Source organism: Yinghuangia sp. ASG 101 (assembly GCF_021165735.1).
Classification (GTDB): Bacteria; Actinomycetota; Actinomycetes; order Streptomycetales; family Streptomycetaceae; genus Yinghuangia.
Map to the genome: position 1 here is coordinate 4,061,344 of NZ_CP088911.1, position 23,083 is coordinate 4,084,426.

16 protein-coding genes and 1 pseudogene are annotated in these 23,083 nt (G+C 72.2%); 7 read left to right on the top strand and 10 right to left on the bottom strand.

Annotated elements, in window-relative coordinates; all coding sequences use genetic code 11:
• Positions 1–269: 269 nt before the first annotated feature.
• The 4 genes from cydD to hisC form a co-directional block, all read right to left on the bottom strand.
• Complete coding sequence (gene cydD, locus LO772_RS17360; RefSeq protein ID WP_231779314.1) at positions 270–4,010, bottom strand: thiol reductant ABC exporter subunit CydD; 3,741 nt, start codon at positions 4,008–4,010, stop codon at positions 270–272.
• A 70-nt stretch (positions 4,011–4,080) separates the two neighbouring features.
• Positions 4,081–5,097 carry a cytochrome d ubiquinol oxidase subunit II gene (gene cydB, locus LO772_RS17365; RefSeq protein WP_231779315.1) on the bottom strand — a complete coding sequence of 339 codons (1,017 nt, stop codon included), beginning with the start codon at positions 5,095–5,097 and terminating at the stop codon, positions 4,081–4,083.
• Positions 5,098–5,128: 31 nt separating this feature from the next.
• Entirely contained in the window at positions 5,129–6,580 is a 1,452-nt protein-coding gene (locus LO772_RS17370; protein WP_231779316.1) for a cytochrome ubiquinol oxidase subunit I, read from the bottom strand.
• Between the two features lie 220 nt (positions 6,581–6,800).
• A complete protein-coding gene (gene hisC / locus LO772_RS17375) occupies positions 6,801–7,889 on the bottom strand; it encodes a histidinol-phosphate transaminase (protein WP_231779317.1) in 1,089 nt (362 codons plus the stop codon).
• Positions 7,890–8,147: 258 nt separating this feature from the next.
• Here hisC and LO772_RS17380 point away from each other — a divergent pair, with 258 nt between their 5' ends.
• Positions 8,148–9,212 carry a LacI family DNA-binding transcriptional regulator gene (locus LO772_RS17380; RefSeq protein ID WP_231779318.1) on the top strand — a complete coding sequence of 355 codons (1,065 nt, stop codon included), beginning with the start codon at positions 8,148–8,150 and terminating at the stop codon, positions 9,210–9,212.
• 273 nt (positions 9,213–9,485) lie between these two features.
• A complete protein-coding gene (locus tag LO772_RS17385) occupies positions 9,486–10,412 on the top strand; it encodes a metallophosphoesterase family protein (protein WP_231779319.1) in 927 nt (308 codons plus the stop codon).
• An 85-nt stretch (positions 10,413–10,497) separates the two neighbouring features.
• Here LO772_RS17385 and thiC read toward each other — a convergent pair whose 3' ends face one another.
• Positions 10,498–12,246 (bottom strand): phosphomethylpyrimidine synthase ThiC, encoded by a 1,749-nt coding sequence (gene thiC / locus LO772_RS17390; protein ID WP_231779320.1) that lies wholly within the window; start codon positions 12,244–12,246, stop codon positions 10,498–10,500.
• A gap of 185 nt (positions 12,247–12,431) precedes the next feature.
• On the opposite strand from thiC, the gene LO772_RS17395 reads away from it, so the two are divergent.
• On the top strand, positions 12,432–12,632 hold the full coding sequence (locus LO772_RS17395) for a hypothetical protein (RefSeq protein ID WP_231779321.1): 201 nt from the start codon (positions 12,432–12,434) through the stop codon (positions 12,630–12,632).
• Positions 12,633–12,639: 7 nt separating this feature from the next.
• Here the strand turns inward: LO772_RS17395 and LO772_RS17400 are convergent, their stop codons facing one another.
• Entirely contained in the window at positions 12,640–13,533 is an 894-nt protein-coding gene (locus LO772_RS17400; RefSeq protein ID WP_231779322.1) for a LysR family transcriptional regulator, read from the bottom strand.
• Between the two features lie 112 nt (positions 13,534–13,645).
• Between LO772_RS17400 and LO772_RS17405 the strand changes: the two genes are divergently transcribed.
• Complete coding sequence (locus LO772_RS17405; protein WP_231779323.1) at positions 13,646–14,020, top strand: YybH family protein; 375 nt, start codon at positions 13,646–13,648, stop codon at positions 14,018–14,020.
• Positions 14,021–14,290: 270 nt separating this feature from the next.
• Here LO772_RS17405 and LO772_RS17410 read toward each other — a convergent pair whose 3' ends face one another.
• Positions 14,291–15,670, bottom strand: a complete 1,380-nt coding sequence (locus LO772_RS17410; protein ID WP_231779324.1) for an MmgE/PrpD family protein — start codon at positions 15,668–15,670, stop codon at positions 14,291–14,293.
• Between the two features lie 308 nt (positions 15,671–15,978).
• Complete coding sequence (locus LO772_RS17415; RefSeq protein ID WP_231779325.1) at positions 15,979–17,466, bottom strand: VWA domain-containing protein; 1,488 nt, start codon at positions 17,464–17,466, stop codon at positions 15,979–15,981.
• A 431-nt stretch (positions 17,467–17,897) separates the two neighbouring features.
• Here LO772_RS17415 and LO772_RS17420 point away from each other — a divergent pair, with 431 nt between their 5' ends.
• Positions 17,898–18,149 carry a hypothetical protein gene (locus LO772_RS17420; protein ID WP_231779326.1) on the top strand — a complete coding sequence of 84 codons (252 nt, stop codon included), beginning with the start codon at positions 17,898–17,900 and terminating at the stop codon, positions 18,147–18,149.
• 88 nt (positions 18,150–18,237) lie between these two features.
• Here LO772_RS17420 and LO772_RS35835 read toward each other — a convergent pair whose 3' ends face one another.
• Positions 18,238–18,957, bottom strand: coding sequence for a LysM peptidoglycan-binding domain-containing protein (locus tag LO772_RS35835; protein ID WP_269453221.1), 720 nt, complete (start codon positions 18,955–18,957; stop codon positions 18,238–18,240).
• 792 nt (positions 18,958–19,749) lie between these two features.
• Complete coding sequence (gene ku, locus LO772_RS17435; protein WP_231779327.1) at positions 19,750–20,793, bottom strand: non-homologous end joining protein Ku; 1,044 nt, start codon at positions 20,791–20,793, stop codon at positions 19,750–19,752.
• 44 nt (positions 20,794–20,837) lie between these two features.
• Here ku and ligD point away from each other — a divergent pair.
• Together ligD and LO772_RS35840 are read left to right on the top strand one after the other, a co-directional pair.
• Positions 20,838–21,773 (top strand): annotated as a pseudogene (gene ligD / locus LO772_RS17440) (non-homologous end-joining DNA ligase); the annotation flags it as partial.
• Between the two features lie 87 nt (positions 21,774–21,860).
• Positions 21,861–22,709 carry an ATP-dependent DNA ligase gene (locus LO772_RS35840; RefSeq protein WP_269453238.1) on the top strand — a complete coding sequence of 283 codons (849 nt, stop codon included), beginning with the start codon at positions 21,861–21,863 and terminating at the stop codon, positions 22,707–22,709.
• Positions 22,710–23,083: the final 374 nt, after the last annotated feature.

The window sequence follows — 23,083 nt, forward strand, 5'->3', positions numbered from 1 at the left end:
TGTGCGCGACATACCGGGCCACGACGGGTGGCTGTACTCCCAGAAACAAGGATGTCCTAGGAATTCCCCGGTGAATCCGGGTTGGCACCTGCGCACAGGCATGCGGTTCCGGAATCCTCCGGGGCCGCACACCGGCACGTTACCCGCCGGTCAGCTCGGCAGATAGCGGCAACCGCCCAGAGAAACGCGATCCACTTTGCCGAACACCCACAACAACCCGCGTGGACCACCCGTACGCCGGTGGCCGGCGGAGGGCCGAAAACCGGCGGTCACGGCGTTTCGAGAACGGCCCGCCGGGCGCGGAGGTTCCGGAACGGGCCCGGGGCGGCGGTGAGTTCGGACCAGGTTCCGCGCTGGACGACGTGGCCGCGGTCCAGGACGAGGATTTCGTCGACGGTGTCAAGCCCGGTGAGCCGGTGGGTGATCAGGACCGTCGTGCGGTTCTCGGTGGCGGCGAGTAGATCGGCGGTCAGCGCGTCGGCGGTCGGCGGATCGAGGTGTTCGGCGGGCTCGTCGAGGATGAGGATGTCGAAGTCGGCCAGCAGCGCGCGGGCGAGAGCGAGGCGTTGGCGCTGGCCGCCGGACATGCGGGCGCCGTGCTCGCCGACCATGGTGTCGAGGCCGCGCGGGAGGCTGTCGACCCAGTCGAGGAGCCGGGCGCGGGCGAGGGCGTCGCGGAGGTCCGCGTCGTCGCAGCCGGGCCGGGCCAGGCGCAGGTTCTCCCGGATCGAGCTGTCGAAGATGTGGGCGTCCTGGGCGCACAGGCCGATCACGCGGCGGACGTCGTCGCCCGCGAGCCGGGTGAGGTCGGCGGCGGTCGCGTCGTCGGCGGCGGCCAGCCGTACGTCCCCGGCCGACGGGTCGAGGAACCGCAGCATGACGTTCGCGAGCGTGGTCTTGCCGGACCCGCTGGGCCCGACGACGGCGATGCGGCGGCCGGGGGTGAGGTCGAGGTCGACGCCGTCGAGGGCGGGCGGGCCGGCGGCGGTCCAGCGGGCGCCCAGGTCGCGCGTGTGCAGGCGCTGCGGACCGGCGGGCAGAGGCTCGGGGCGGGCGGGCTCGCGTACCGGGACGGGGGTGTCGACGACCTCGAAGACGCGTGCGGCGGCGCGCCCGGACGCGTCCAGGTGCCGGCCGGCGGCCGGCAGCACGGCGGTCGCCTCGAACGCGGCGAGCGGGGTGAGGACGACCAGGGCGAGGAGCACGCCGTCGAGGCGGCCCGCGGCGACGGCGGTGATCCCGACGAACGCGCATCCCCAGACGGTCGCGCCGGCCGCGAGCGCGGCCAGGCCGGAGCCGAGGCCCGCGCCGTGCGCCTGACGGGCCTCGGTGCGGCGCAGGCGCGTATCGACCGCGTCGACGGCGGCGAGCCGGGAGGGGGCGGCTCCGGCGGCGATGAGTTCGGGGGCGCCGCGGAGGAGGTCGGCGATGCCGGCGGAGAGTTCACCGCGCACGGCCGCGACGCGGCGCTCGGCCCGGCGGGCGAAGCGGGCGGCCGTCCACGGGACGGCGACGCCGGCGGCCAGCAGCCCCGCGGCCAGGACCGCGCCGGCCTCGGGGAGGAAGGCCGCGGTGGCGCCGGCCGCGGCGACGCCGACGACGGCCGCGACGGCGGCGGGCGGCAGGGCGCGCAGGAAGAAGTCCTGGACGGCGTCGACGTCGGCGACGAGCCGCGAGAGGAGGTCGCCGCGCCGGAAGGCGGGCAGGCCGCCGGGGGCGAGGCGTTCGAGGTGTTCGTACACGCGGGCGCGGAGGTCGGCGAGGATCCGGAACGCGGCGTCGTGCGAGACGAGGCGCTCGGCGTACCGGAAGACCGCGCGCGAGATGCCCAGGGCGCGGACGGAGGTCACGGCGACCATGAGGGTGAGCACGGGAGGGTGTTGGGACGCGCGGGAGATGAGCCACGCCGAGGTGGCCATGAGGCCGACGGAGCTGCCGAGGGCGATCGTGCCGAGAAGGACGGCGAGGGCGAGGCGGGAACGGACGGGACGGGCGAGGGAGACGAGGCGGCGAAGAGGGGTGGCGGGGCGGGGCGGGGTGAGCGGTGGTTTTCCGGATGATCCGCTCGCGGGGGCGGTCTGGGGATGACGGGCGGGCGTCGTTTCGGTGTTTCCGGTAGACCCCCGCAGTGGGGGGCCGGAAGGAAAGTCGTTTGATCCGACCGCCGTTTGGCCGGCGTGAGACCTGATGGCGGATCGCGGTTTTCCCGGTGCGGATTCCAGTATTGGCTCCGGTTCCGCGGCGAGTTCCCGCGTGGGTTTCGCGATCGCTTCCGCGGGCGGTTCCGACTCCGGGACCCGGCGCGGTTCCGGGCCCGAATGCGGCGCCGATTCCTCGTCCTCCCGAACCGGGACCCGCGCTCCGGGAATCTCGGCATGAGGTTCCCGCTCCAACCGCACGACCCGGTCGGCGATCGCCGACAGCGCCGGGCGGTGCGTCGCCACCAGGACCGTCCTGCCCTTCGCGAGCCGGCGTACGGCGTCGACGACCGCGGCCTCGCTGGCACCGTCCAGGTTCGCCGTCGGCTCGTCGAGCAGGACGACAGGACGGTCCGCGAGGAACGCCCGTGCCAGGGCCAGGCGTTGCCGCTGCCCCGCGGACAGGCCCGCGCCGTCCTCGCCCAGCCTCGCGCCGAGTCCGCCGGCCGCCGCCACGAACTCGTCGGCGTGCGCGGCACGCAGGGCCGCGTTCAGGCGCTCGTCGTCGGCCTCGGGCGCGGCCATGCGCAGGTTGTCGGCGATGGAACCCGCGAACAGGTACGGGCGTTGCGGCATCCAGGCGATATGGGAGCGCCACGCGTCGGGGTCGAGGTCCGCGAGGTCGACGCCGCCGACGGTGACGCGGCCGGCGTCGGGTCGGACGAACGCCAGGAGCGCGGCGAAGACCGTGGACTTCCCGACGCCGCTGGGGCCGACCAGGGCGGTGGTCTCGCCGGGGCGGAGCACGAGCGACACGCCGGAGACCGACGGCTCGGTGCGGTCGGCGTGGCGTACCGCGAGGTCGTCGACGGTGATGACGGCGTCGGCCGGGACGGACGAGCGGGCCGGCTCGCCCGCCTCCTCCTCCAGCACCGCGAAAACCCGCTCCGCCGCGGCCAGGCCCTCCGCGCTCGCGTGGTATTCCGCACCGACCTGGCGCAACGGCAGATACGCCTCGGGCGCCAGGATCAGCACCACCAGCGCGGTGTACAGGTCCAGGTCGCCGTCCACCAGCCGCAGCCCGATGCCCACCGCGACCAGGGCCACCGAGATCGTCGCGAGCAGTTCCAGCGCGAACGACGACAGGAACGCCACCCGCAGCGTCTTCAGCGTCGCCTTGCGGTACTCGTCGGTGATCGTCCGGATCGACCGCGCCTGCGCCTTGGCCCGTCCGAACACCTTCAGCGTCGGCAGCCCCGCCACGACGTCGAGGAAATGCCCGGCCAGGCGTTCCAGCACGTGCCACTGGCGGTCCATGTACTTCCGCGTCGCCATGCCGATCAGCGCCATGAAGACGGGGATGAGCGGCAGCGTGACGACGATCGTGACGGCCGCGATCCAGTCTCCCGTCACGACCCGGGCCACCACGGCGACCGGCACGACCACCGCGAGCACCAATTGCGGCAGGTAGCGCGCGAAGTAGCCGTCCAACGCGTCGATCCCGCGCGTCGCGAGGGTCGTCAGCTCGCCCGTGCGCGTCCCGTCGAGCCACGCCGGCCCCAACCGCATCACGTGGGCGAGCAGGCGGCGGCGCAACTGCGATTTGACCGCGGCCGACGTGCGGTACGCCGCGACCTCGGTGAGCCACGCGACGGCCGCGCGGCCGGCCGCGACGGCGGCGAGGGCGATCAGCGGCGTACGCAGGTCCGCGACGCCCTTGCCGTCCTCGAACGCGCCGACGATCAAGGTCGCGAGCAGCCCCGCCTGCACGATGACGAGGCCCGCGCCCACCGTGCCGAGGACAACGGTGAGGGCGAGGAACCCCCGGGTGGCTCGGGCGTGGCGCAGCAGGCGCGGGTCTACGGGCTTCATGGCTCTCTGACGTCGACTCTTCGCGGGTGTCCCGCCGGCACGGGCCGGTGCGGCCGGCGGGCGGCGGCCGTCACTTCGCCCCGTGCGGCGCGGCCGTCGGGATGTGCCGGGTGCCGATCCGCTTGCGGAAGACCCAGTACGTCCATCCCTGGTAGCACACCACGATAGGCGTCATGACCACCGCGACCCACGTCATGATCTTCAGCGTGTAGGGCGTCGAGGCCGCGTTGTCGGTGGTCAGGTTGTACGCGGCGTCGATGCTCGACGGCATCACGTTGGGGAACAACGTGAGGAAGAACATCGTCACCGCCGCGATCACGGTCAGCCCGGACGCCACGAAGGCCCAGCCCTCGCGCCCGGCCCGGTTGAACGCCAGCGCCGCGAGCAGCGCGGCCACGGCGACGGCGGCGGCCCAGACGCTCTTGCCGTTGCCGCTGTCGGCCTGCGTCCACGCCAGGAAGCCGCCGGCCAGGAGGACCGTCGCGGCGCCGAGCCGGAACGCGAGGGCGTTGGCCCGGTCGCGGATGTCGCCGACGGTCTTGAGGCCGACGAAGACCGCGCCGTGGAAGGTGAACAGCACGAGCGTCACCACGCCGCCGAGCAGCGCGTACGGGTTGAGCAGGTCGAGGAGGTTACCGACGTACTCCTTGTCGGCGTCGATCCTCATCCCGCGCACGATGTTGGCGAACGCGACGCCCCACAGGAACGCCGGGACGGCCGAGCCCCAGAAGATCGCGTTCTCCCAGTTGCGCTTCCACCGCGCGTCGTCGCGCTTCGCGCGGTACTCGAAGGCGACGCCGCGCAGGATGAGCGCGACGAGGATGAGCAGCAGGGGCAGGTAGAAGCCGCTGAACATGGTGGCGTACCACTCGGGGAAGGCAGCGAACATCGCGCCGCCCGCGGTGATGAGCCAGACCTCGTTGCCGTCCCACACCGGGCCGATCGTGTTGATCAGCACGCGGCGTTCGGTCTCGTCGCGGGCGAGTGCCTTGGTGAGGATCCCGACACCGAAGTCGAAGCCCTCCAGGAAGAAGTAGCCGATCCACAGGACGGCGATCAGGATGAACCAGACCGTGGTGAGTTCCATCGCAGTTGTCCTCGAATGTCGGTGCGCGGCGTCAGTACGCGAAGGCGAGCGGCTGGTCGGCGTCCTCGTCGGCCCCGGAGCCCGCCCCGGTGTCGGGGCCGTCGGCGGACGTGCTCTTCGCGGGTTCGCGCGGCGGTGGCCCGGCCTTGACGTACCGCCGCAGCAGGCCGAACTCGACGACCGCCAGCACGCCGTACAGCAGCGTGAAGACGATCAGCGAGGTCAGGACCTCACCGGCGGAGACGCTGGGCGAGACCGCGGACTCGGTCTTCAGGACGCCGAAGACCACCCACGGCTGGCGTCCCATCTCGGTGAAGATCCAGCCGAAGGAGTTGCCCGCGAGTGGGAACGCGATGGTCCACAGGCCGATGCGCCAGATCCATTTGTTGGTCGGCAGGGGGCGCTTCCTGCGGGTGAGCCACAGGCCCGCCAGACCGACCGCGAACGACGTCATGCCGAAGCCGATCATGAGCCGGAAGCCCCAGTACGTCACGGGGATGTTCGGCCGGTAGTCGCCGGGCCCGTACTTCTCCTCCATCTGCCGCTGGAGGTCGTTGATGCCGGGGAGTTCCGCGTTGAAGTCGCTCTTGGCCAGGAACGACAGCGCCCCGGGCACCTCGATGGCCACCTTGTTGTGGCCCCTGTTGACGTCGCCGTACGCGAACACCGAGAACGGCGCCGGTTGTTCGGTGTCCCACAGGGCCTCGGCGGAGGCCATCTTCATGGGCTGCTGCTCGTACATGATCTTGCCCTGGAAGTCGCCGGTGATCGCGACGCCGAGGCCCGCGACGACGGCGACCCACAGGCCGAGGCGCAGCGACGGCCGGAAGACCTCGACCTCGTTGCGCTTGCGCAGGTGCCAGCAGCTGATGCCGATGAGGAACGCCGCGGAGGTCAGGAACGCGGCGGTGATGACGTGGGCGAACGCGCTGACGGCGGTGTTCTGGGTGAGGACCGCGACGAAATCGGTGAGTTCGGCGCGGCCGGTCTCGGGGTTGATGCGGTAGCCGGTCGGGTGCTGCATCCAGGAGTTGGCGGCGAGGATGAAGTAGCCCGAGAGCATGGTGCCGATCGCGGCGGCCCAGATGGACGCGAGGTGGATCCTGCGGGGCAGCTTCTCCCAGCCGAAGATCCACAGGCCGAGGAAGGTCGATTCGAGGAAGAACGCCAGCAGGGCCTCGATCGCGAGGGGCGCCCCGAAGACGTCGCCGACGAAGCGCGAGTAGTCGGACCAGTTCATGCCGAACTGGAACTCCTGGACGATTCCTGTCACCAGGCCCATCGCGAAGTTGATGAGGAAGAGCTTTCCCCAGAACTTCGTCGCGCGGAGGTAGTGCTCTTTGCCCGTGCGGTACCAGGCGGTCTGGAGGCAGGCGACGAGGGTCGACAGGCCGATGGTGAGGGGGACGAACAGGAAGTGGTAGACGGTCGTGATACCGAACTGCCACCGGGCGACGTCCAACGGATCGAGGGCGAGGTCCACGGACGACCTCCTCCGAAAGAATCGTTTTGGCGGCCAGGGCGAACCCTGGCGAAACGTGATGAAGCATGGCAGAACTTTGTGCATGCATTCACAAAGTCGAGCTTGTGCATCCGTTCACAAACTCTAACGAGGGGGGCCTCCGGCCCGGACAGGGGGGTACGGAAAGCGCGAGCGGGCGGGCCGCCGGTCACCCTCGTCCACGCGCCCCGCCGCCCTCCGTTCAGCGCAGCCGCGCCGCGACCTCCAGGAACAAGTCGTTGGCTTCCTTCTCGCCCACCGTCACGCGGCAGCCCTCGCCCTCGAAGGGGCGCACGGCGACGCCCGCCGCGCCGCAGGCCGCGGCGAACTCCGCGGTCCGGTCGCCGAGGCGCAGCCACACGAAGTTGGCCTGCGTCTCCGGGACGGTCCAGCCCTGGGCCCGCAGCGCGTCCACGACGCGCGTACGCTCGCCGACCAACGCGTCGACGCGTTCCAGCAGCAGCGCCTCGGCCCGCAGCGACGCGACCGCGGCGTCCTGGGCGATCTGGCTCACCCCGAACGGCACCGCCGTCTTGCGCAGCGCCTCGGCAACCGGCTCGTGCGCGATGGCGAAGCCGACCCGCAGCCCGGCCAGGCCGTACGCCTTGGAGAACGTGCGCAGCACCGCGACGTTGGGGCGGTCGCGGTACAGCTCGACGCCGTCCGGGACCTCCGGATCGCGCACGAACTCCTTGTACGCCTCGTCGAGCACGACGAGCACGTCGGACGGCACGCGGTCCAGGAAGCGGGTCAGTTCGTCCCGCCGCAGCGACCGCCCGGTGGGGTTGTTCGGGTTGCACACGAAGATGAGCCGCGTGCGGTCGGTGACCGCGTCGGCCATCGCGTCCAGGTCGTGGCTCTCGTCCGCGCGCAGCGGCACCCGCACCGAGGCCGCGCCGGAGATCTGCGTGATGATCGGGTACGCCTCGAACGACCGCCACGCGTAGACGACTTCGTCGCCCGGCCCGGACGTCGCCTGCAACAGCTGCTGGGCGACGCCGACCGACCCGGTGCCGGTGGCGACGTGCGCGGCCGGCACCCCGAAGTGGTCCGCGAGCGCGGCGGTCAGCTCGCCGCACGCCATGTCCGGGTAGCGGTTGACGGAAGCGGCGGCCCCGGCCACGCTCTCCAGGACACCCGGCAGCGGCGGGTAGGGGTTCTCGTTCGACGACAGCTTGTACGACGGCATCCCGCCGCCCCCCGCCGCCGGCCGGCCCGGTTTGTACGCGGGCAGGGTGTCGAGCACGCCGCGCAGCCGGGGCCCGGTCGTACCGGCGTTGTCGTGGGTCACCACAGTCCTCCAAAGGTGCCAGTGCGCCGCGTGGGCGCGGTCGTGCGGGCGCGTCGGCCGTGCCGTGCCCGCCGCCCCCGTCTCAGCCTACGTTTCCGGGCGGAGCCGGTCACCGGCCCGGTCCTCCGGGGCCGTCGCGACCGCCGGGCGGGCGATGCCGGCTCCACGTCAGGGCCAGGTATGCGGAAAACCGTTTCTTCGCAAAAGGAAGACCATGGCAGGGCTTTCACCACCCGAACGGCCCTAATGTCAGTCGCGATGACTGTTGACCAGGGGGTGCCCCGGCGGCGTCCCGCACGCGTCGGCATCCGAGATGTGGCGGCTGCGGCCGGAGTGTCGATCACGACCGTATCGGACGCGCTCAACGGCAAGGGGCGCCTGCCCGATTCCACCCGCCTGCACGTGCGCGAAATCGCCGACCGGCTCGGCTACCGTCCCTCCGCCGCGGCCCGCACGCTGCGCACGGGGCGGTCCGGGCTCATCGGTCTGACGACGACGAACCACGCCGCCGAACCGTTCGCCCTGACCGAGTACGGCTGGTTCACCGAGCTGGTGCGCGCCGCCACCGGCGCCGCGCTCGACCGCGGCTACGCCCTCGTCGTGCTGCCCACGTCCTCGCGGCACGACGTGTGGGGCAACGTCGCCCTCGACGGCACGATCGTCGTGGACCCCGTCGAGGACGACCCGATGGTCCGGGAACTCCTGCGCCGCGGCGTGCCCGTGGTGACCGGCGGGCATCCCGGCACGAGCGTCGTGCACGGCTGGGTCGACATCGACCACACGCTGGCGATGCGCACGGTCCTGGACCACCTGGCCGAGAACGGCGGGCGCCGCGTCGGCCTGCTGGCGGCCGAGAACGGCACGTACGCCCGGCGGAGCGTCGAGGCATACCGCGCGTGGTGTGCGGAGCAGGGGGCCGCGCCGATCGTCGAGGCCTACCCGCTCGGCGGGCCGGGCGCGGCGGCGCTCGCGGCCGGCCGCCTGCTGGACCGTGCGCCGGAGGAACGCCCCGACGCCGTGTTCGGCCTGCACGAGGGCGGTGGCGCGGAACTGCTCGCGGCGGCCCGGGCGCGCGGTCTGCGCGTACCGGACGACCTGCTGGTGGCGGGGTGCGGGGAGGACGCGCCGCACACGTCCGCCGAGCCGCCGATGACGACCCTGAGCCTCCAGCCCCGCATCACCGGGAGCAGCGCGGTGGAGCTGCTGGTCGGTGTGATCGAGGACCAGACCGCCCGGGCGGCGCGGCACCGGCCGACGCGGCTCACGGTCCCGATTCGGCTGTCGGCCCGGGCCTCGACACGCCGCCGAACACCGGGCTTCTGACGGTTTGTCCGGCTTTCCGGTCGTCGCCGCGTCCCCCCGGTCCGCCCGGGGGCAGGCGCCCGATCGCGCGGAACGTGCGAGGTCTCTGGACCGGACCGTTCCCGGATCCGCCCGCGCAAGATACCGTCGCCGCACGGTATCCGTTTCGGACGGTGTTCGTATCGCGACCACCGCAGCCGTACAGCCCCGTGGTGCGTCATGCTTCATGACAGGCGTCACCCCCCACCGCGGGCGCTGGCAGGGCGTGGGGGCGCGGAAGAAAGGAATCGTCTCGTGAGCATCGCCTCGGGAGCGTCGGGGACGGCCGGCGCGGTCGACGTCGAGGACGCGCCGCTGTACGTGGTGGGCGACGTGCACGGCCACCTCGACGAGCTCGAATCGGCTTTGCGCGAGCAGGGTTTGATCGACGACGAGGGGGGCTGGACGGGCGGTGCGTCGCGGCTGTGGTTTCTCGGCGACTTCACCGACCGGGGCCCCGACGGCATCGGCGTCGTGGAACTGGCGATGCGCCTCGCCGAGGAGGCCGCCGAAGTCGGCGGCAGCTCCCGGATGTTGCTGGGCAACCACGAGATTCTGCTGCTCGGCGTGTACTTCTTCGGCGACCACCCGGTGCCGGTCGCGGGCGGCGCGACGACGTTCCGGGAGATCTGGCTGCGCAACGGCGGCCTCCAGTGGGATCTGGACCGCCTGACCGAGGTGCAGGCCCAGTGGCTGGTGTCGCAGCCGGTCGCCGCGGTCGTCGACGGCTATCTGCTGATCCACTCGGACAGCAACGCCTATCTCGAATACGGCAGCACGATCGAGGACATCGACGGCGAGATCGCCGAGATGCTCCGCGACCCCGAACCCCTGCCGTGCTGGGACCTGTTCCGCAACCTCACGCGGCGCGGCGCGTTCATGGGCGAGTCGGGCGCGGACGCGGCGGCGGACCTCCTCGGCGAGTTGGGGGGCCGGCACATCGTGCACGGCCATACGCCGATCCCGTACCAGACCGGCCAGGACCCCGCGACGATCGAGGGGCCGAGGGTGTACGCGGACGGCCAGGTCATCAACCTGGACGGCGGCATCTACCTGGGCGGCCCGTGCCTGGTCACCCGGCTGCCGCTGCCGGTGGCCGAGCCCGCCGAACCGCCCGCGCCGGCGGACGAGGAGACCCTCGGCATGGTCTACGACATCAACACGGAGAACGAGTACAACTGACGCACCGCGCGTCGGGGACGAGAAGCGCCGTGCCGCGGCCCTTCTCGTCCCCGCGCGGTGCCGTGCGGGGCCGGAGCCCCCGGCCTCAGTCCGCGAGCGGGAGGTACACGCGGCCGCCCTGGGCCGCGAACTCCTCGGACTTCGCCCGCATCCCGGCCAACGCGTCGGCGCCGTAACCGCTTTCGACGGCCGACGAGCCGTCGCCGTGCTCGTCGCGGATCTTCTGCGAGATCTTCATCGAGCAGAATTTCGGGCCGCACATCGAGCAGAAGTGCGCGGTCTTCGCGGGCGCGGCCGGAAGGGTCTCGTCATGGTACGCGCGGGCGGTGTCCGGATCGAGGGCCAGGTCGAACTGGTCCTGCCAGCGGAACTCGAAGCGGGCGTCCGACAGCGCGTCGTCCCACTCGTGCGCGGTCGGGTGGCCCTTCGCCAGGTCCGCGGCGTGCGCGGCGATCTTGTAGGCGATCACCCCGGCCTTGACGTCGTCGCGGTCCGGAAGCCCCAGGTGCTCCTTCGGCGTGACGTAGCAGAGCATCGCGGTGCCCCACATGCCGATCATCGCCGCACCGATCGCGGACGTGATGTGGTCGTAGCCCGGCGCGATGTCGGTGGTGAGCGGGCCGAGGGTGTAGAACGGCGCCTCGTCGCAGATCTCCTGCTGGAGGTCGACGTTCTCCTTGATCTTGTGCATCGGCACGTGGCCGGGGCCCTCGATCATCACCTGGACGTCCATCTCCCGCGCGATGCGCCCGAGTTCGCCCAGCGTGGTCAGCTCGGCGAACTGCGCCTCGTCGTTGGCGTCGTAGGTGCTGCCCGGGCGCAGGCCGTCGCCGAGCGAGTAGGTGATGTCGTACTCCCGCAGGATCTCGGTCAGTTCGCGGAAGTGGGTGTAGAGGAAGTTCTCCTCATGGTGCGCGAGGCACCACGCGGCCATGATCGAGCCGCCGCGCGACACGATGCCGGTCTTGCGCCGCGCGGTGAGCGGGACGTACCGCAGGAGCACGCCCGCGTGCACGGTCATGTAGTCGACGCCCTGCTCGGCCTGCTCGATGACGGTGTCGCGGTACAGCTCCCAGGTGAGTTCCTCGGGCTTGCCGGCGACCTTTTCGAGGGCCTGGTAGAGCGGCACGGTGCCGATGGGCACGGGCGAGTTGCGGACGATCCACTCGCGGGTGCTGTGGATGTCGTCGCCGGTCGACAGGTCCATGACCGTGTCGGCGCCCCAGCGGATGGCCCACACCAGCTTGTCGGTCTCCTCCTCGATCGAGGAGGTCACCGCCGAGTTGCCGATGTTGGCGTTGACCTTCACCAGGAAGTCCTTGCCGATGATCATCGGCTCGATCTCCGGGTGGTTGATGTTGGCGGGCAGGACCGCCTTGCCGGACGCGATGGCGTCGCGGACCACCTCGCCGGACAACCCCTCGCGGATGGCGACGAATTCCATCTCCGGGGTGACGATCCCCTTGCGGGCGTACGCGAGTTGCGTCACGGTCGCGCCCGCGCGCGCCCGGCGCGGGCGGATCGGCCCGGTGCCGGGGAGCGTGCCGAGCGCCTCGATGCGGCCGTCGTACCGCTCGGTGTCGGCGCGCTCGTCGATCCACGCCTCCCGGATGGGCGGGAGGCCGCGGCGCACGTCCACCTCGTAGGCGGGGTCGGTGTACGGGCCGGACGTGTCGTACAGCCGCACGGTGGCGTCGTTGGTCAGGTGGACGGTCCGGACCGGCACGCGCAGGTCGTCGCGCGAGCCGATCAGGTGCTGCTTGTGGTGCGCGGGCGCGATGGCGCCCGTGGTGACCTCGCCCTGGGCGGGCAGGGCCGCTTGGTGCGTCGACATTAAAAGAACTCCCTACGCCGGCATTACCCGGTCAGGTTCTGCGGTCGGCGCGGCGTCAGCGCCCTCTCAGCCCGGTGGCCCCGAGCTCCCGTGTATCTGTCGACATACACCCTCGCACAGCGAGCGATTCCGGACCAGAGGGGGATCCCGCTGCGGGCCCGCGGCACCGCCGCGACAATGAACGCATGGTCGGCATGCGGGGAAAGGTGACCGGGCGCGTCGGCCCGGGCCTGGTGGGGGAGATCATGGTCCTGGTGCGCGGCGGCTCCGAGGCCTTCCTGGCGTATCCGGTGAACCCCGGGGAGTCGTTCGACATCGGGCAGTTGGTGACGGTGGTCGAGTACCAGGCGCCGCGGACGGTCTACGTGCAGGCGACCTTCGGCTGACCCGGCGTCAGCTCGCCGCCCCCGCGCGGACCATCGCGCGCGCCCGCGCCACCAGCGCGCGTCCCGCCGGGCGCGCGGGGCCGTCCGCGCGCCACGCGAAGACCAGGCGACCGCGCAGCGCCGGGCGCTCGATCGGCACCGCACGCAGCCGGTCCGCCCGGCTGACGGCGAACGCCCGTGGCAGCAGGGCGATTCCGAGGCCGCGCGCGGCCAACTCGGCCAACACCTCCGGGGCGCCCGCCTCGAAGGCGATCCTCGGGGTGAACCCCGCGGTGGCACACGCCTCGTCGAGCCGGGCCCTCAGCCCCGTGCCGCGCGGGAGGCTGATCAGCGGACGCCCGCGCAGCGTGTCGAGCGAAACCGCGTCGTGCGGGGCCAGTTCGTGGTCGGGCGCGACCGCGGCGACGATCGGCTCGTCGACGACCACCTCGGACGCGAGGCCTTCCGGGACGGCGCTGCCGACGCTGACGATCGCGAGATCGAGGTCGCCCGCGCGCAGTTGCCCGACCAGGTGGTCGCTGGGCGCCTCGGCCAGGGTGATCTCGACGCCCGGGTGCGCCGCGTGGAAGGCGGCGAGGAGCCCGGCGACGTCGACGTTGTGCGAGGTGACGGTGCCGACCGCGACGTGCCCGCGCAGCAGCCCGGTCAGCTCGTCGACCGCGAGACGGGCTCCCTCGACGGCCGCGAGGGCCGCGCGAGCGTACGGCAGGACCGCCTCGCCGGCCTCGGTCAGGCGCACGCCACGGCCGCCGCGGTGCAGCAGCTCCTGGCCCAGCTCGCGTTCGAGCCTGCGGATCTGCGCGCTCACGCCCGGCTGGGCGACGTGCTCGCGCTCCGCGGCACGGGTGAAGTTGCGCTCCTCGGCGACGGCGACGAAGTACGCGAGCTGGCGCAGTTCCATAACCGGTGATTCTAGCCGCGATACGTACCATCTCTTGGACTTCTGGCCGGTGGCGGGCGGAGGGTGGAGGCGGGCACGCACCGGCGTGCCCGCACACGAGAGGAAGACCGCCGTGACGGACACCACCCGTGAGACCGCGAAGACCCCCGAGGACCTGGCGCGCCTGTTCGTCGAACGGGCGAACGCCAAGGACGCCGACGGGCTCGCGGCCCTGTACGCGCCGGACGCGGTGCTGGCGTACCCGCCCGGGTCGACCACGGTCGGGCACGAGGCCATCCGCGCGGTCTGCGAGCGCCTGGTGGCGTACGCGGCCGAGCCGTTCGCGATCGAGGAGCCGCTTCCCACCGTCCACTACGGCGACCTCGCGCTGACGTCGACCAAGCCGGCCGACGGTACGGGCGGCCGGGTCCAGGTCGCCCACCGTCAGCCGGACGGCACGTGGCTGCGCGTCATCGACCGGCCCGAGGCGGCGCCGGCGCGTCCCTGACGAGACGGCCGCGCGCTCGGTCCGACAACCCGAAATCCACAGGAGTCGGGGAGGGGGCAGCAGTTATCCACAGCCTGTGTACAACTGTGTCGGCGATCCACGGGATGGTCGGATCAGCAGAATATTCGCAGGTCAAAGCCTTCACGAATGGCCGGGCGCAAGGCGCCGGAGTGCGCTGTGCACTCCGGCGCACCCCGGCGCGCGGCAGGTTATCCACAGGTGCTGTGGCGGGGCTTCCCGGTATCGGCCACACCCCGGGCCCGCACCGCGTCACGCCACCACCGCACGCGCGGAGGCGACCAGTGCGGTCAGATCGAGGACCGGGCCGAGGCCGCGGACCGTCCCCAGCGCCCGGACGCGGGCCGCCAACTGATCCGACGCGGGCGTCATGCCGCCCGCGTTGGCGTGGAACTTCGCCGTCAGCGCGGTCTCGGACAGCCCGACGGCCCCCGCCGCCTCCACCCGCAGCTGCCGACCGCCTTTGAAGCGGAGCGTCAGGCGTCCCGGAGCCGTCGCGGGCGGCCCGTCGCCGCGCACCGGCACGAACCGCACCCGCTGGGCCAGGCGGCCCAGTTGCGGACGCCGCGTACACCCCTCCGAATACGTGTCCACGCCCACCGACCCGTCGGTCAGCATCGCGGCGAGCGACCACGCGAGGGAGTGCTTGGCCTCGTGGGGCGTGCGCGGGAACGCCTTGTCCGGCGCGCACACCAGCCGCAGCGCCTCCTTCGGCACGGCGACCTTGACCCAGTCGATCGCGTCCGCGCCGAGCCCGGCCTCCGCCATGTGCTCGACGGCCCGCGCTCCCGCGTTGAGCGACGCGTGGATCAACTGCGCGCACGGGTACGCCTTGGGGACGATGCCCAGCACCTCCCAGCGCTCACCGAGCCCGCCGAGGATCCGGTGCGGGCTCAGCGCGCAGTCCGCGTGCACCCGGTAGAAGCCGAACTCCCCCTCGAACACGGTGTCGGGCCCGGACGCCCCGGCCGCCGCGAGCCGCGCCGCCATGATGCCGTCGGCCGCCGCCTGCCCCGGGTGAAGCTGCGTGGTCGACGCCCCGGTGTTCCGGCACTCCAGCAGGCCGCCCGCCGAACTCCCGGCGATGCCCAGCGCGTGGACCGTCCGGTCCATGCCCAGCCCCATCAGGCGCGACGCGGCCAGGGCCGCGCCGAACACGCCGGTGGCACCGGTCGCGTGCAGCCCGCGTTCGTGGAACGTGTGCGGCGCGGCGGACGCGATCCGGCACACCGCCTCCAGGCCCGCCACCGCGGCGAGCAGCACCTCGGCACCGGAGGACCGGGTCTCCTGGCCGACCGCGAACGCGGCCGGCAGCACCACGGCGGTGGCGTGCACGAGACCGACGGGGTGGGTGTCGTCGAAGTCCAGCGCGTGCACGAGCGCGCCGTTGGCGAACGCGGCGGCCGGAGGCGAGATCCGGGGGCCGTCGGACCCGATGACCGACGCCTTGCGCGGCCCCCCGAGCCCGGTCGCCACCGTCACCGCGGGCCGCGCGGCACCGAGCCGGTACGCCGCGATCGCGTTGCCGACCCCGTCCAGCAGGTTGCGGCACACGGAATCGCGGACCTCGTCGGGGGTGTTCTTCTCCGTCAGACCGAGCGCCCACAGGGCGAGGTGGGCGGCGACGGTCATGCCGACGCTCCGCCGCGGTCGCGGAGGTCGCCGGTATCGCGGGTGTCGTCGCGGTCGCGGTCGTCGTCGAACGGTCTCGCGGCCATCGGACCACTTCCTCGGCTCGGTTCGATGCGGTCGTTGCGGCGGTGGCGCGCGATCTCCGGGGCGGACGGGTCGGCCGGTCGGCCGGTCGGCGGGGGGCGGCCTGCGAACTCCCGCGTCCCCACAGGGTTTTTACCCCCACATGGGCGACTTCACCGCGAGGCCCGCGCCGACTCCCCCGGTTTCGCGGGCACTTGGCCTCCCCGCGCCCGCCGTGCGAGGCGTCAGCGCACGATGCCGTGGGCCCGGGCCTCCGCGAGCCACTGCGGGAACTCGCCGAGCAGCCGGTCGTACAGCTCGCCGTCGGAGACCTTGTCGAAGTCGTCGACCTGGAAGAACCCGGCGTTGTCGACCACGCGGCCCGGCATCGTGTCGAAGCGCTCCAGAATGCCGTACTCGGCGCGGCCGAGGCCCACGAACTGCCAGAAGATCGGCAATGTCGCGGCGGCGGTGAGCAGTTCGCCGATCTTCCTGCCGCGGTTGATGCCGCCGTCCGAGTAGAACAGCACGAGCACGGGGTCGCCGGGCCGCGCGTGGTAGAAGTCGATGATGTCGCGGATGACCTTCGGCTCGTTGTTGCCGCCGGACACCTCCGCGAGGCGGTCGGGCACCCGCGGGCTGCCGTCCGGCAGCGGGGGCATCTGGCGGCCCTTCGACGTGATGTAGACGTTCGCGTCGATCCACGCGGGCAGTTCGGGGACGCGCAGCGGTGGCAGGCGGGCGAAATCGTCCGCGAAGATCCACGCGTCGAGTGATCCGTCGGAGTCGAGCCTTGCCGCGATCGGCGCCATGCGCTCGACCAGCCGGCCGACCGTACCGCCGCCGTAGAGCTGCCTCATCGACCCCGACCGGTCGAGCACCAGGGCGACCCGCGCCCGTACGCCGGTCAGGCCCTTCTTCTCCAGCGTGACCCGCACCGTCTCCTTGCGCAGCGAGACCATCGCGCCCAACTGCGGCGGCAGTCCGGCGGTGTCGGGGTCGGACGCCGGGTTGGGCAGCCGCAGCGTCAAGTCGTCGGCGTAGGCGGGCGGGGCCCAGCCGCCGGGCGGAACCGCCGTGGGCAGGACGCCGGGCGGCTGCCCGCCGTACGCGCCCGCGGCGGCCGGAACCGCGTCGGAGGGCGCCGCGGGCGGCGGGATGAACGCCGGTGCGGCGGCGGGCGCGGCCTGGGCCTCGGCGGCGTCGTCGTCGGCGATCGTGACGCCGTAGTCGGTCGCGAGCCCCGCGAGGCCGGTGTCGTACCCCTGGCCGATCGCGCGGAGCCTCCACTGCCCTTGGCGGCGGTAGAGCTCGCCGAGCACCAGGACGGTCTCGCTGCCGCGCGGCGGCGTGACGGGGTACGTCGCCACCGGGGCACCGGAGCCGTCGACCAGGTCGAGCACGAGCCCGGAGACCGCGCCGAAGGTGCCCTCGTGCACGGACGCGGCGACGACCACGCGCTCGATGTCGGGCGGCAGGGCGTGCGGCGACACCGTCAGGTACTCGGTGCCGGCCGGGCCGACGTGGTGGGCGACCGCTCCGCCGGCGGCCTGCGGCTGGTTGTAGAAGACGAAGTCGTCATCGGAGCGCACGCGCCCGGTCGCGTTCACGAGCAGGGCCGAGGCGTCGACGGCCGTGGCGCCGTACCCGTAGGTGCCCGGTGCCCAGCGGACCACCAGGGAGAGGTCCCCCAGGGGGACGGGGAGATTGGCGCCGGCGATGAGGGTCGTCATGGACAGCAGTGTGACCGGCTCGGGGGCCTTCCCGCTGACCGGCCCGGGAATTCCCCCGTCCGCGCGCGGACGCGCGACTCGCCTCGGCGGACCACGCGGGCTCGTCCCGCCGGACCGCCAACGCCCGCGAACGGCGGCGCTGGTGACAAAGCGTCACATTCCGGCGGTCGCGTGCCCGCCGCGCCCCGGCCGTCCGCGCGGGCGTCGGGCGGACGTGCGGCGCCCGGCCCCCGCAAACGGAACAACCCCACACCGCACGGCAAAACCCGGCACACCGCCCCGACCCGCCACGCACACACGCGTGTTGCCGCAGGTCACCGCCAACTTCTCGGTCCCGTACGTTTCGCGCCGGCCAACGACGTGATCGGAATCACGCATGACGATCCCCGGGAGACGTATGAGTTGTCGAAGGATGTGGAATCCGACGGAACATGAACGAGTTTGCGCACGACCGCGGCGCACCCGAGGTCGGCACCGGGCCTGCCGCGGGTGAGACGCGGCGCGTGCGGCGTCCCGCCGAGCACTCCGACGCGCTGGAGTGGCGCGAGCGCGACCGCGAACGGGCCCGCCTGCTGCTCGAACGCGCCGGCGACATAGCCCGCCGCATGGAACGCGCGTGCGGCCACCTGACCGAAGGGTCGCTGTCCCTCGGCCTGCCCGCCGGAGGCCACGGATCCCCCTGAGCCGCCCCGCCGGAATCCGGCGCCCGGACAGGCCGAAGGGCCGGCACACCCGCGGTGTGCCGGCCCTTCGGCGCGCTACGGCTCCGGGTCAGCTCAGCGTGAGCGTCTGGCCCGGGAAGATCAGGTCGGCGTCCGAGCCCACGACGGACTGGTTCTTCGTGTACAGCGCCTGCCATCCGCCGGGCACGTCGTGCTCCGCGGCGATCTGGCTCAGCGTGTCACCCGGCTGGACGACATAGCCACCGGTCGACGGCGCGGCGGTGTTCTGCACCGGCGCGGCCTGCGGCTTGGTCGTCTGCTGCGACGTCGACGGCTTGGTCGTGGTGGGCTTCGACGTGGTCGGCTTGGTGGTCGACGGCTTGCTGGTCGTCGGCTTGGTCGTCGACGGCTTGGTGGTGGTCGACGGCTTCGACGTGGTGGGCTTCGTCGTCGTGGTGGTGCTGCCCAGGTCCGGGCTGCCGCCGCCCTTCGTGAGGCCGGCCTTCTTGCTGCACACGGGCCACGCACCGGGGCCCTGACCCGCGAGCACCTTCTCGGCGATCCGGATCTGCTCGGACTTGGAGGCCTGGTGCGGCATGCCCGTGCCGCCGTAGGCCTTCCAGGTGTTCAACGTGAACTGGAGGCCGCCGTAGTAGCCGTTGCCCGTGTTGATCGACCAGTTGCCACCACTCTCGCACTGGGCGACCTTGTCCCACGTGGAGACGCTCGCGGCCTCGGCCGACCCCGCGGCTGCGACGCCCGCGAGCGGTGCGGCGACCACGGCGCCGGCGACGGCGGCGGTACGCAGGCGGCGCTGGGTCCGGCCCATGCCGCGGTGGGTGTTGTCGCTACGGAAAGCGTGACGGAGAGACATACATTCCTCTCGGAATTCCCCTGAGGCGGTGGGCGGCGCGGGCCCGAAGGCCGTGCCGCACCGGCGCCGGAACGGTACCGCCTTGCGGCGGACGTTGTTCCGGCAATCGCTGGTTCCGCGTCCCTCCCAGGCGCGGATCTCGACGCCATTGTCCGAGTCGAGAACCCAAGGGGTGCGATTTGCACATGGCCGAGACCATAAGCAGGTTATCGGGGCGTTATCAACCTCCTTCGATGTTCATGCAGGTCAGCCCGCGTTTTTCTGGTGCAGCCGAACGTGTCTTTTTGCCTTCCGCGGGTTTGCTGAAGTGATCTGTGGGGCACGATTCGTCCCGTTTGGGCGCCTGTGGCCACCTCTCCGAAATCGGATGAGCACGCTCCGTGGTCACGTGACGGCATGCGACCGCCCCACTACTCCGCCGAAGTTGCGATCTCGACCCGCCCGGCGGCCATAACGCCCTTTTTTGTCCGTATTGTTATTTGCGCGTGACCGAGTTCACACGGCGCTGTCGCCCGCCGTTCACCCGATTAGGGATTTCCGATTCCGCGCGCCGGGCGCACAACACCGTTCAACTGCGGAGATTCGCCGTACGAATGAACCCGACCCCGAGCCGACAATGATCGGAAGGGGGATTCCGGACGCCCCGCGGATCTGTGATTCAGGACACTTTAAGGCCGAAAAGCGATGGACTTCCGCTGAGTCGCCCGTTTCCGTCCGGCCCGCGCGGTCTCTCCCCGGGTGCCGCGCTCAGCCCGTCTTGCGTGCGGGGCGCTTGGCCGCGGTCTTCGTCCCGGACTTCCCGCTCTGCGCACCGGACTTCGCGGTGCCCGAGCGGTTCGCCGCCTTCCCGCCCGCCGTCTTCCGCGCCGTCGACCGCCCGGCCGCCGACTTCGCGGCACCCGTCCCCTTGGCCGGCTTCGCGCCGGCCGCCCCCCGGCCCGCGGCCTTCTTCGCCGGAGCCCGCTTGGACGCCGTCTTCTTCGCGTCCGCCCCCTTCGGCTCCGGCGCGGCGCGACCGCCCGTGGCCTCCTCGACGCTCTGCCGCAGCGCGGCCATCAGGTCGATCACCTTGCCGCCGGCCTCCTCGGCCGGTGCCTCGGCCTCCACCGGCGCGGCACCCTCCAGCTTCGCGGTCACCAACTCCTCGACCGCCGCCTGGTATTCGTCGTGGTACTCGGCGAGGTCCGCCGTCCCCAGGGCGTCGATGAGCGTGTCCGCCATGTCCAGCTCGGCGTCCGTGACGCGCACGCGCTCGGTCGGGGCGACGCCCTGCGTCGAGTTGATCTCGTCGGGCCAGTAGAGCTGGTGCAGCACCAGCACGTCCTCTTGTACGCGCACCAGGGCCAGGATCTCGTGCCCGCGCATCGCCAGCTTCGCGACCGCGGCCTTGTCCGAACGGCGCAGCGCCTCGCGCATCAGCACGTACGGCTTGGCGCCGGAGGTGTCGGGCGTGAGGTAGTAGGGCTTGCCCAGGCGCAGCGGGTCGACGTCGTCGGCGGCGAGGAAGCCGTGCACCTCGATGGTGCGCGCGGTCGGCAGCGGCAGGTCCGCGAGGTCGTCGTCGGTGACCACCGCGACGCGCCCGTCGGAGGACTCGTACCCACGCACGATCTCGTTCGGCGCCAGCTCCTCGCCGTCCAGCTCGCACACCTTGCGGTAGCGGACCCGGCCCTGGTCCTTGCGGTGCATCTGGTGGAACTTCACCGTGTGCTCGCCGCCGATGGCCGAGACGACTTTGACGGGGATGCTCACCAGCCCGAAGCTGATCGCCCCTTTCCAGACAGCACGCACGACGGCTCCGTTCATCGACCCCGGGTTAGCCTTGATTATCCCAAATGTCGACTTTGTCGACATGCCGCGCACGGGGAGAGACCCACTTGGAGGACGCCGTGCCGGTCACCGTGGTCGAGGGCCGACGGCTCACCCTGACCAACCTCGACAAGGTGCTGTATCCGGCGACGGGCACCACCAAGGCCGAGCTCGTGCACTACCACACCGTCGTCGCCTCGGCACTGCTGCCGCATCTGCGCGACCGGCCCGTCTCTTTCGTCCGGTATCCGGACGGGCCCTCGGGCGACACCTTCGTCGCGAAACACCTGCCGCAGGGGACGCCGGCGTGGGTGGCGACGGCCGCGACACCGTCCCGGAGCAGGGGGGAGCCGATCCGGCAGGTCCTCGTCCAGGACCTGCCGACGCTGGTGTGGGCCGCGAACCTGGTCGCCGAGCTGCATACGCCGCAGTGGCGCGCGGACGAGCCGGCCGTCGCCGACCGGCTCGTGTTCGACCTCGACCCGGGCGCACCGGCCGACATCCTGGCGTGCCGCGACGCCGCGCGCCTGCTGCGCGACCGGCTCGCCGCCGACGGGCTGACCGCCTACCCGAAGACGTCCGGCTCCAAGGGGCTGCACCTGCTCGTGCCGATCACGCCGACCCCCTCCTCCGACGTGACCGCGTACGCGAAAACCCTCGCCGAGGAGCTGTCGGCCGCACACCCCCGGCTGGTCGTCGCGAGGATGGCGAAGTCGGCGCGGCCGGGGCGCGTGTTCGTCGACTACTCCCAGAACGCGGCGGCCAAAACAACCGCGTCCCCTTATACCGTGCGCGCGCGGGACACCCCCACGGTCTCCGCCCCCGTGGGCTGGGACGAGTTGGACGCCGCGACCGACCCGGCCGACCTGGTCTTCACCATCGACGATGTGCCCGCGCGCGTACGGGCCCGGGGCGACCTCCTCGCTCCCATGCTGAACCCCCGCCGCGCCGGCACGCTGCCGACCGCCGGCGCCCACGGCGCGCGCTCCGCGCCCGGCCGCCGCCGCACCACCGCCGTCGCACGCGTGCTCGAACCGCCCCTCCCGGTCATGCGCCCCAAGGCGGTACGCGACGTCCCCGCCGAGGACGCCCTCCCGGGCGGCACGCAGTACTCCCTCAAACTCGACGGCTGGCGCGCGCTCGCCTTCATCCGCGGCGACGAACCCCCCGTACTCCAGGCCCGCTCCCGGCGCGACCTCGCCCCCGGCTTCCCCGAGGTGGACGACGCGCTGCGCGGCCTCCCCGACGGCGTCGTCCTCGACGGCGAACTGTGCGCCTGGCACGAAGGCCGCTTCGCCTTCGGCCAGTTGATCCGCTCCCCGAAGGCCCGCGCCCGCGACGGCGCACAGATCTCCTACGTCGCCTTCGACCTGCTCGCCCTGCCCGGACACGACATCCGCGACCGGCCACTGCGCGAACGCTGGGACCTCCTGACCACCCTGCTCACCGGCGCCGAACCACCCCTACAACTCGTGATGGCAACCAACGACCGCGACGAGGCCCTGAGTTGGCGCACCGCACTCGCCCCGACCGGCGTCGAGGGACTGGTCGCGAAGGGCCTGGACACGCCGTACGCCCCCACGCGCCAAGGCGGTTGGCTCAAGATCCGCGACACGGACACCATCGACGTCCGCGTCACCGCCTTCTCCGGCACCCCCCGCCGCCCCCGCACCCTTGTCACCGAACTCCCGGACGGCACCGAGGCCCTGACCTCCCCCCAACTCGACTCCCGCCAGGCCCGAGAAGTAGCCGCCGCCCTGGCCGACCGCATCGCCGCCCCCATCCCCCACCCCGACCTCGGCTCCGTCCACCCCATCACCCCACCCACCACCGCCGAAGTCCTCCAAGACCCCGGCCGCTCCCCCTACCTCCACTTCCTCCGCCTCCGAGAAGACTGACCCCCGAAACAGAAGGAACACCCCTCCCACCACAGCACCCCACAGCACCCCACAGCATCCGCAGCACATGCGAAGCATGCGAGCCCGGACAACCCGTCCGCCTCACCGACGCAAGCCCCCAACACCTACCGCGTCGACCTCGACGATGCCCTGAAGATCAACGAACTCTCCCGCCGCCTCATCGGCAGCACCCCGACGCCGAGGAAATCACCCGCGAAGTCCGCGGATTCAGCGAACTCAACCACGAACGCAACAAGACAACGCGGCCGAGCACCCAACACCCCACGAGCAACCGCGCCTCCCCGACATCAACACCACCCTGTCAAACGTTCCTCACCAAATCCGCAGCCCGAGACAGCGACTACACCACCCTC

Bases quoted from the DNA above. Each gene is read 5' to 3' on its own strand.
- cydD (WP_231779314.1), bottom strand. From the start codon at position 4,010: ATGAAGCCCGTAGACCCGCGCCTGCTGCGCCACGCCCGAGCCACCCGG.
- cydB (WP_231779315.1), bottom strand. From the start codon at position 5,097: ATGGAACTCACCACGGTCTGGTTCATCCTGATCGCCGTCCTGTGGATC.
- LO772_RS17380 (WP_231779318.1), top strand. From the start codon at position 8,148: ATGACTGTTGACCAGGGGGTGCCCCGGCGGCGTCCCGCACGCGTCGGC.
- thiC (WP_231779320.1), bottom strand. From the start codon at position 12,246: ATGTCGACGCACCAAGCGGCCCTGCCCGCCCAGGGCGAGGTCACCACG.
- LO772_RS17395 (WP_231779321.1), top strand. From the start codon at position 12,432: ATGGTCGGCATGCGGGGAAAGGTGACCGGGCGCGTCGGCCCGGGCCTG.
- LO772_RS17400 (WP_231779322.1), bottom strand. From the start codon at position 13,533: ATGGAACTGCGCCAGCTCGCGTACTTCGTCGCCGTCGCCGAGGAGCGC.
- LO772_RS17410 (WP_231779324.1), bottom strand. From the start codon at position 15,670: ATGACCGTCGCCGCCCACCTCGCCCTGTGGGCGCTCGGTCTGACGGAG.
- LO772_RS17415 (WP_231779325.1), bottom strand. From the start codon at position 17,466: ATGACGACCCTCATCGCCGGCGCCAATCTCCCCGTCCCCCTGGGGGAC.
- LO772_RS17420 (WP_231779326.1), top strand. From the start codon at position 17,898: ATGAACGAGTTTGCGCACGACCGCGGCGCACCCGAGGTCGGCACCGGG.
- LO772_RS35835 (WP_269453221.1), bottom strand. From the start codon at position 18,957: ATGGGCCGGACCCAGCGCCGCCTGCGTACCGCCGCCGTCGCCGGCGCC.
- LO772_RS35840 (WP_269453238.1), top strand. From the start codon at position 21,861: ATGCGCCCCAAGGCGGTACGCGACGTCCCCGCCGAGGACGCCCTCCCG.